Source organism: Peribacillus sp. P4_D6 (genome assembly GCF_056401795.1).
Window position 1 is genome coordinate 1 of sequence record NZ_JBFUIQ010000150.1, and the last position, 8,232, is coordinate 8,232.

The following is an 8,232-nucleotide window of genomic DNA, read 5'->3' on the forward strand; positions in this document are numbered from 1 at the left end:
AATCGATATTGAAACAAGCTTCATGAGCCAAGAAGATATCATTAACACGGCAGAAAACATGATGGCTAAAGTGATGAAAGACGTAAAAGGATTGGACGTAACACTGCCATTCCCTCGAATGACTTACAACGAAGCGATGAGCCGTTACGGTTCCGACAAACCGGATACACGTTTCGGAATGGAACTTAAAGATGTTTCCGAAATCGTCAAAGACAGTGATTTCAAAGTGTTCACCGGTGCTGTTGCAAGTGGAGGACAAGTTAAGGCGATCGTCGTTAAGGACGGAAATGCGGATTATTCCCGTAAAGACATTGATGGCTTGGCTGAATTTGCAGCGATTTACGGTGCTAAAGGCCTTGCATGGCTAAAAGTTGAAGAAGACGGTGTAAAAGGGCCAATCGCCAAATTCTTCGCAGAAAATCAAGAGCAATTAGTATCTGCATTGGAAGCTGAAGTGGGCGATTTAATCCTATTCGTGGCGGATAAGAAAGGCATAGTCGCAGATGCACTTGGAGCACTTCGCATCAAGCTTGGGAAAGAAAGAGGCTTGATCGATCAAAGCAAATTCAACTTCCTATGGGTGACGGACTGGCCATTACTTGAATATGACGAAGAAGAAGGACGCTACTATGCAGCACACCATCCATTCACAATGCCATTCCGTGAAGATATGGACAAACTGGAATCAGACCCAGCAAGCGTCCGTGCACAAGCATATGACCTTGTCTTGAACGGCTACGAACTTGGCGGTGGATCACTGCGGATATTCGAACGCGACGTTCAGGAAAAAATGTTCAAAGTTCTTGGATTCTCCGAAGAAGAAGCAAACGCACAATTCGGCTTCCTAATGGATGCATTCGAATACGGAACGCCACCACACGGCGGAATCGCCCTTGGACTGGACCGCATGGTCATGCTGCTTGCAGGCCGCACGAACCTTCGCGACACCATCGCGTTCCCGAAAACAGCAAGCGCAAGCGACCTGCTCGTTGACGCACCGAGTACCGTAAGTGACAAGCAATTGGCCGAACTTAACCTAAGGCTTGCTGCACTTAAAAAATAATTCATTTGGGAAAAATATGAAAAAATACCTATGTGTTTTTCCTTGAAATAGAGTTAAGCATTATGCTATGATGTTTTCAACAAGTAAGAGTCCTGATGTGTTCGTTCTTTAACCTATAAGTTTTGACCGAACACTTATAGTTACCGGGAGCACTAGTTTCCTGGCCGCGTAAAAGCCTCCCTCGAAGAGGACTTACAAACGCGAGGAACCGAGCACCCACCTGCGGAGAGCGGGTTCAAAACAAAGGCGTAAACGGCACAATTGGGACTCTTACACCTTACAAAGCAACTCATGTTAAATAACATGGGTTTTTTTGTGCATTAAAATAGTTAACTTACGAGTAAATGGTGCAAACTCACGAGTAAACAGCGGAAATTCACGAGTAAAAGAGCCAAATTCACGAGTAAATGGTGCAAACTCACGAGTAAATGGCTTAAACTCGCGAGTAAATGGCGCAAACTCACGAGTAAACGGCGCACTCACGAGTAAACAGCGGAAATTCACGAGTAAATGGTTCAAACTCACGAGTAAATAGCGGAAATTCACGAGTAAATGGTGCAAACTCACGAGTAAATAGCGGAAATTCACGAGTAAATGGCGAACTCACGAATAAATGGAAGAAATTCACGAATAAATGACGAACTCACGAGTAAACAGCGGAAATTCACGAGTAAGCTACAAATCTCATGAATTAAAAAGAGTAAACTTACGGTAAAACGTCTGATTTCAAATCCTAGCAGGAAAAAAGGGCATTAATAAAGAAGCTTAAGAAGAAGGAGTTGATGTATGGATGTTAAAACCGTGTGAGATGCCTATGAAAATGCTCAAATTGGAGGCATTAAGCAGGAGGCTATCATCAAATCATCCAAAACAGGAAAGAATAAAGAACGATTTCCGGAAAATTCGTACAGGATTTAACGGGGAGCGGAGTATTGGAAAGGAGTTGAAGAATCTCCCGAAAGAATATCGAGTATTTCATGATTTGAGGTTAGACCACGATGGGAGCCGTTATTTTCAAATGGATTTCCTAATAATCACCAGGAATTACTGTATCATCATTGAAGTGAAAAACTTTGCGGGAACGCTCTATTTTGACCGCACCTATCCCCAATTGATTCGTTCAAAAGATGGACAGGAACAGGCATATCTGGATCCGCTAATCCAGGTCGACGTACAAAAATCCCGATTAAATGATTGGCTTACTTTTCACAAATTCCCCTCGCTGCCGATTGAAACGTTAATTGCCAACGCAAACTCGAATACGATCATCAGGACTACCCCAGGTTTTACCCCCATTTTCAAAAAAATCACGGGAAAAGAAACCCTCATCACCAAAATCAATACCCTTGAAAAAAAGTATCCTTCTGAGCAATTAACCCAAAGGCAGAGCACTAGACTTTCGAACACGATTCTGCAAAAAAACACTCCACTTAATCCTGATATACTCAATTTATATCAAATCGATGAGCAAGATCTGATAAAAAGCGTTCAATGTCCTGAATGCGCTGCTTTCCATATGCACTATCACTGGGGCAAATGGTCATGCAGTCAATGTTCTTTCGCCTCCAAAGATGCCCACATTCAAACTCTTCGCGATTTTGCTCTCCTCATAAAACCCAATATAACAAATAAACAAGCACGGCTCTTTTTACAAATAGATTCAATTGATATTATGCAGCGGATGCTGTCTTCACTGGAATTGCCTTATTCGGGGYAGTTTAAAAATAGAGCTTATAAACTTAATGGATTAATTCACAAGTAAATGGAGAACTCACGAGTAAACAGCGGAAATTCACGAGTAAAAGAGCCAAATTCACGAGTAAATGGTGCGAACTCACGAGTAAACAGCGGAAATTCACGAGTAAATGGTGCAAACTCACGAGTAAATGCCGCAAACTCACGCGTAAACGATCCAGACTCACGAATAAAGACCCCATACTCAAAGAAAACTACCAAAAACCAGCGAATAATCTTCAAATATTCCCATTTAAGTAACACTCCGCAATATAGAGTCGTAAATTATAGTAAGGTTGAGCAAAAGTCAGCTAAGGATAGAAAGTAGTGAGGGCTTTGAAAGATTTATTGTATGCAAAGAGGATGGAAATGCTTCAATTAGTGGAGCGGCTAGTGAATATAGATAGTGGTTCTCATACAAAAAAGGGTATTGATGAAATTGGTTCGATTTTGAAAACGAAATTTGAAAGCCTGGATTTTATTGTGGATACCGTTGAGCAGCAGAATTATGGCAATCAGCTGGTCATCCAGCATCGTGATGCGCATCAACCGCATATTCTGGTCGTTGCCCATATGGATACGGTTTTTCCGGAGGGCACAGCGCAAAAACGTCCTTTTAAAGTGAAGGGAAATCGGGCATACGGTCCTGGTGTGGCGGATATGAAGTCTAGTTTGGTTGAGATTTTTTATGCGATCCTTTGCCTAAAACAGACGGGGCAGACAGGCTATCAGCATGTCCAKATCATTCTTAATAGTGATGAGGAGATCGGGTCTCCGTCATCCGCTTCACTCATATCGGAAAAAGCGGCCAATAAGAAGTTTGCGCTAATTCTTGAACCGGCAAGGACGGACGGTTCGCTTGTCACGGCAAGAAGGGGCTGCGGTCAGTTTAAAGTGGATATTGCGGGGGTGGCCGCCCATTCAGGGATCGAGCCGGAAAAGGGACGAAGTGCAATTGAAGAATTGGCCCATAAGATCATTGCCTTACATCGATTGAATGATCAGCAGAAAGGAATCGGCGTGAATGTTGGCAAAATTGAAGGGGGCTCCGCTGTAAATATGATCGCTTCCCATGCTGCCGCTTTTGTGGATGTGCGGATTTCGGAAAAAAGGCAGGAAGCCATCATCCTCAAGCAACTGAAAAAAATCTGTGCCGAAACCTATATTCCAGGGACGAAAACGACATTAAGCGGGAAAATGGACCGCTCTCCCATGGAAAAGAATGAGAAAACGAACTTGCTTTTAGAGACGATCCGCCAGGCTGGGAAGGAAATCGGCATCGAAATCACGGATACGGCCACAGGTGGAGGTTCGGATGCTTCCATCACTTCTGATTTGGGAATCGCGACAGTGGATGGACTCGGGCCCATTGGAGGAAATGCACATAGTGAAGAGGAGTATTTGGAAATTCCAAGCCTTACGGAAAGGACTCTCCTATTGGCAACCGTCATTCAAAAATTATCAAATATGACCTAGCACACTAATTCCGATTAGACTGCTCATATTTCGCTTGTCATTAATGATGTTTATGATATATTGTTAATTGGGAAGCTAAATAAGAACAGAATTTATTGGAGTTGAATATATATGCTGCATCAGTTTTCACGAAATGAATTGGCAATTGGCAAGGAAGGAATCGATATACTGAAAAATACGACCGTTGCAGTCCTGGGTGTTGGAGGCGTCGGTTCATTTTCAGCCGAAGCATTGGCACGTTCCGGGGTAGGCCGTATTATTCTTGTGGATAAAGACGATGTCGACATCACAAATGTAAATAGGCAGATCCATGCTCTATTATCAACAGTCGGTCAACCGAAAGCGGAATTGATGAAAAATCGCATTCAAGATATCAATCCCGACTGCGAAGTGATCGCTCTTAAAATGTTCTATACAGAAGAGACGTTTGAAGAATTCTTCAGTTATGGCTTGGACTATGTCATTGATGCATCGGATACGGTCATTTACAAGATCCATGTGATGAAGGAGTGCCTGAAACGGAATATCAAGGTGATTTCAAGCATGGGGGCCGCTAATAAGATGGACCCGACGCGTTTTCAAATTGCCGATATCTCCAAAACGCATACCGATCCGCTTGCCAAGGTCATTCGTACTAGATTGCGTAAAGAGGGCATAACAAAGGGAATTCCCGTTGTCTTTTCCGACGAGAGCCCTATTGTCATTCGGGAGGATGTGCGGAAAGAAGTCGGCAATGATGAGGCAAAAATCCGTAAAGCCCAAATGCCTCCGTCTTCGAATGCTTTCGTACCATCCGTTGCGGGCTTAATTGCAGCAAGTTGGGTGATCAATGATATATTGAAAGACATTGAAGTTCGCCGTGTAAATGATTGATAAAAATCAACTGACTCTATAAAGGGTCAGTTTTTTTGTGGCGAATAGCAGATATTCCTTTAAATAACTTTTTTATCCATATCATATAGACGGGGTCGAAAGAATGAGATACACTATATTTTCAGAATATTATTTTTATTCAGATATTCTATTTGTTTAAAAGAACATATTAAAACAAGGGGGTTTCAAATGAAGAAGAAAAAGCTAGCAGGAGTGTTTCTATCATTTTCTTTGGTTGCAGGGGCGCTTGCAGGCTGCAGCGGCGACTCGAAAACCAGCAGTTCAAGCGGGGGTTCATCAAAATCGGGTGACACCATTAAAATTGGGGCCAACCTTGAATTATCCGGAGGTACGGCATCATTCGGCCAATCGGCTGCCGATGGTTTGAAACTGGCCATCGATGAGATTAATAAAGAGGGCATCGACGGTAAAAAATTGGAAATCGTGAAGGTTGATAATAAATCAGATGCAGCAGAAGCTACAAGCGGTTCGATCAAGTTAGTCAGCCAGGACAAGGTTGTGGCTGTAGTCGGATCTGCGACAAGCACGAATACATTGGCACAGGTTCAAGTCGCACAGGATAATAAAGTTCCTCTACTCACACCAACTGCAACAAATCCCGACATTACCAACAAAGCTGGAAAATTAAATGATTATGTGTTCAGAACTTGCTTTATCGATCCATTCCAAGGTACGGTGGCAGCCAATTTCGCATCTGACGAAATAGGGGCAAAGACGGCTGCGATCTATGTGGATAGCGCAAGCGACTATTCTAAAGGATTGGCCGCAGCTTTTAAAGAAGCATTCACTGCCAAGGGCGGTAAAATCGTGGCGGAAGAAGCTTATGTAACGAAAGATACTGATTTCCGTTCTACATTGACACGTATCAAATCGGCAAAACCTGAGTTCGTTTTTCTTCCTGGTTATTATGAGGAAGTCGGATTGATCCTAAAACAGGCACGTGAAGACGGCATAGACCTTCCATTCATGGGCGGGGACGGCTGGGATTCCCCGAAGGTCGTTGAAATTGCCGGAGCGGAAGCTTTAAAAAATACTTATATCACGAATCACTATTCCCCGGAAGATGAAGATGCAAAAATCCAGGATTTCGTTGCAGCCTTCAAAAAGGAATACGATAAAACACCGGATGCCTTTGCTGCACTTGGCTATGACACTGGGTACTACCTGGCAGACGCCATCAAGAGATCTGGAGATGCTTCCCCTGAAAAAATCAGACAAGCATTGGAAGATGTAAAAGATCTTCAATTAGTTTCCGGAACACTGAACCTTGATGAAAATCATGATCCGATCAAATCGGCGACCATCCTGGAATATGTGGATGGCAAACAAACATTCAAGACAAAAATCAATCCATAATACCTTACGTGGATAGGGGGCAAGTCCCCCCTATTCTATATTCACTTAAAAAACACCTTAACGGGGAGAGTGCAATATGGAACTGATTCAGCAATTGGTAAATGGCATTTCACTCGGAAGCATTTATGCTTTGATCGCGCTTGGTTATACGATGGTGTATGGAATCGTCAAACTCATAAACTTCGCCCATGGAGACGTATTCATGGTCGGTTCATTTGTAGGGTTTTACGCCATTACCGTAATGGACTTATCCTTCATCCCGGCTTTATTGATTTCAATGGCCACATGTGCCATCTTTGGCGTTTTAATCGAACGCATTGCTTATAAACCCCTTCGTAATGCAACACGGATCGCGGCCTTGATAACGGCCATCGGTGTTTCCCTTCTGATAGAAAATGGGCTGATTTACATCCGGGGTGCCCAGCCGGAAGCCTATCCAAATAATGTCCTTCCGATGGATAAACTCGATATATTCGGAGTTTCCATCAGCAGTCAATCGATATTGATCTTATCCGTATCCATCATTTTAATGATCATCCTGCAATTCGTTGTCCATAAAACCAAAATCGGCAAAGCGATGCGTGCCGTTTCATTCGATTCCGAGGCGGCCAAGCTGATGGGAATCAATGTGAACAATACGATTTCCGCTACGTTCGCCATAGGTTCGGCCCTGGCAGGGGCGGCTGGTGTCATTTTTGGCATCTACTATATTAAAATCGAACCGTTGATGGGTGTCCTTCCTGGCCTCAAAGCATTTGTTGCAGCCGTCTTGGGCGGCATCGGCATCATTCCGGGAGCGATGGTCGGCGGTCTGCTGCTTGGAGTGATCGAGGCTTTGGTCAGTGCCGCCGGTTACTCATTATGGCGCGATGGTGTGGCTTTCGTCGTACTTATCTTGATTTTGATTTTCTTGCCGCAGGGACTATTCGGTAAAAATAAAAGAGAAAAAGTATAGGGGAGACATGGCGATGACTACTTTAAAGAATTCAAAGGGTTTTTGGCTCTCGATCGTGCTCGCACTTATTTTTTTCGGAATCATGCAGTACACCATTTCAAACGGTATCCTCAATCCATTTTATATCAACACGCTCATGTTCATCGGCATCAATATCATGCTGGCGACGAGCCTTCATTTAATCATAGGAATAACCGGGCAGTTCTCGATCGGGCATGCAGGTTTTTTAGCGGTTGGGGCCTATGCTTCGGCAGTCATGACAATGAAGCTGGAACTTCCTTTCATCATAGCTGTATTGACTGGGGGCGTCATCGCCGCTGTTGCGGGTATGGTGATCGGGATACCCAGCTTGCGCCTGAAGGGGGATTACCTGGCGATAGCCACCCTTGGTTTTGGGGAAATTGTCCGGATCGTCCTTTTGAATATTGAATATGTAGGCGGTGCAAGCGGGATGCAGGTATCCCACCTGACTACTTGGCCATGGGTTTTTGCCTGTGTCATGATCACCGTCTTAGTCATCAGGAATTTCACCAATTCGACTCACGGGCGTGCATGCATATCCGTAAGGGAAGATGAAACGGCGGCTGATGCGATGGGAATCAATACGACCTATTATAAAGTGGCGGCCTTCGTCATCGGAGCTTTTTTTGCCGGAATTGCCGGATCGCTCTATGCCCATAATTTTTATATTATCCAGCCATCGAATTTCGGTTTCCTGAAATCCTTCGATATACTGATTTTCGTCGTACTTGGC

General features: G+C 43.9%; 9 protein-coding genes and 1 other RNA gene. 8 read left to right on the forward strand and 2 right to left on the reverse strand.

The features are described from left to right. Positions 1–1,063, forward strand: a 1,063-nt coding sequence (gene aspS / locus AC1DVB_RS23545) for an aspartate--tRNA ligase (RefSeq protein WP_477591199.1), incomplete at its 5' end; no start/stop codon positions are given. 86 nt (positions 1,064–1,149) lie between these two features. Beyond that, positions 1,150–1,335, forward strand: a non-coding RNA gene (gene ssrS, locus AC1DVB_RS23550) — 6S RNA. Positions 1,336–1,523: 188 nt separating this feature from the next. On the opposite strand, the gene AC1DVB_RS23555 is transcribed toward ssrS, so the two are convergent. Further along, a complete protein-coding gene (locus AC1DVB_RS23555; RefSeq protein ID WP_477591201.1) occupies positions 1,524–1,691 on the reverse strand; it encodes a hypothetical protein in 168 nt (55 codons plus the stop codon). Between the two features lie 162 nt (positions 1,692–1,853). Between AC1DVB_RS23555 and AC1DVB_RS23560 the strand changes: the two genes are divergently transcribed. Continuing rightward, a complete protein-coding gene (locus AC1DVB_RS23560; RefSeq protein ID WP_477591203.1) occupies positions 1,854–2,825 on the forward strand; it encodes a nuclease-related domain-containing protein in 972 nt (323 codons plus the stop codon). On the opposite strand, the gene AC1DVB_RS23565 is transcribed toward AC1DVB_RS23560, so the two are convergent. Continuing rightward, positions 2,816–3,040 (reverse strand): hypothetical protein, encoded by a 225-nt coding sequence (locus AC1DVB_RS23565; RefSeq protein WP_454861545.1) that lies wholly within the window; start codon positions 3,038–3,040, stop codon positions 2,816–2,818. The genes AC1DVB_RS23560 and AC1DVB_RS23565 overlap by 10 nt on opposite strands. A gap of 84 nt (positions 3,041–3,124) precedes the next feature. On the opposite strand from AC1DVB_RS23565, the gene AC1DVB_RS23570 reads away from it, so the two are divergent. The 5 genes from AC1DVB_RS23570 to AC1DVB_RS23590 form a co-directional block, all read left to right on the forward strand. Then, the gene (locus AC1DVB_RS23570; RefSeq protein WP_477591205.1) at positions 3,125–4,273 is read left to right on the forward strand and encodes a M20 family metallopeptidase; all 1,149 of its coding nucleotides are present in this window, start codon (positions 3,125–3,127) and stop codon (positions 4,271–4,273) included. Between the two features lie 111 nt (positions 4,274–4,384). Then, a complete protein-coding gene (locus AC1DVB_RS23575; RefSeq protein WP_034308767.1) occupies positions 4,385–5,146 on the forward strand; it encodes a tRNA threonylcarbamoyladenosine dehydratase in 762 nt (253 codons plus the stop codon). Between the two features lie 189 nt (positions 5,147–5,335). Continuing rightward, on the forward strand, positions 5,336–6,523 hold the full coding sequence (locus AC1DVB_RS23580; protein ID WP_477591207.1) for an ABC transporter substrate-binding protein: 1,188 nt from the start codon (positions 5,336–5,338) through the stop codon (positions 6,521–6,523). Positions 6,524–6,599: 76 nt separating this feature from the next. Further along, the gene (locus AC1DVB_RS23585; RefSeq protein ID WP_034308761.1) at positions 6,600–7,478 is read left to right on the forward strand and encodes a branched-chain amino acid ABC transporter permease; all 879 of its coding nucleotides are present in this window, start codon (positions 6,600–6,602) and stop codon (positions 7,476–7,478) included. Positions 7,479–7,491: 13 nt separating this feature from the next. Next, positions 7,492–8,232 (forward strand): branched-chain amino acid ABC transporter permease (locus tag AC1DVB_RS23590; RefSeq protein ID WP_477591209.1); only part of this gene is annotated, 741 nt, incomplete at its 3' end.

Bases quoted from the DNA above. Each gene is read 5' to 3' on its own strand.
- AC1DVB_RS23580 (WP_477591207.1), top strand. From the start codon at position 5,336: ATGAAGAAGAAAAAGCTAGCAGGAGTGTTTCTATCATTTTCTTTGGTT.
- AC1DVB_RS23575 (WP_034308767.1), top strand. From the start codon at position 4,385: ATGCTGCATCAGTTTTCACGAAATGAATTGGCAATTGGCAAGGAAGGA.
- AC1DVB_RS23585 (WP_034308761.1), top strand. From the start codon at position 6,600: ATGGAACTGATTCAGCAATTGGTAAATGGCATTTCACTCGGAAGCATT.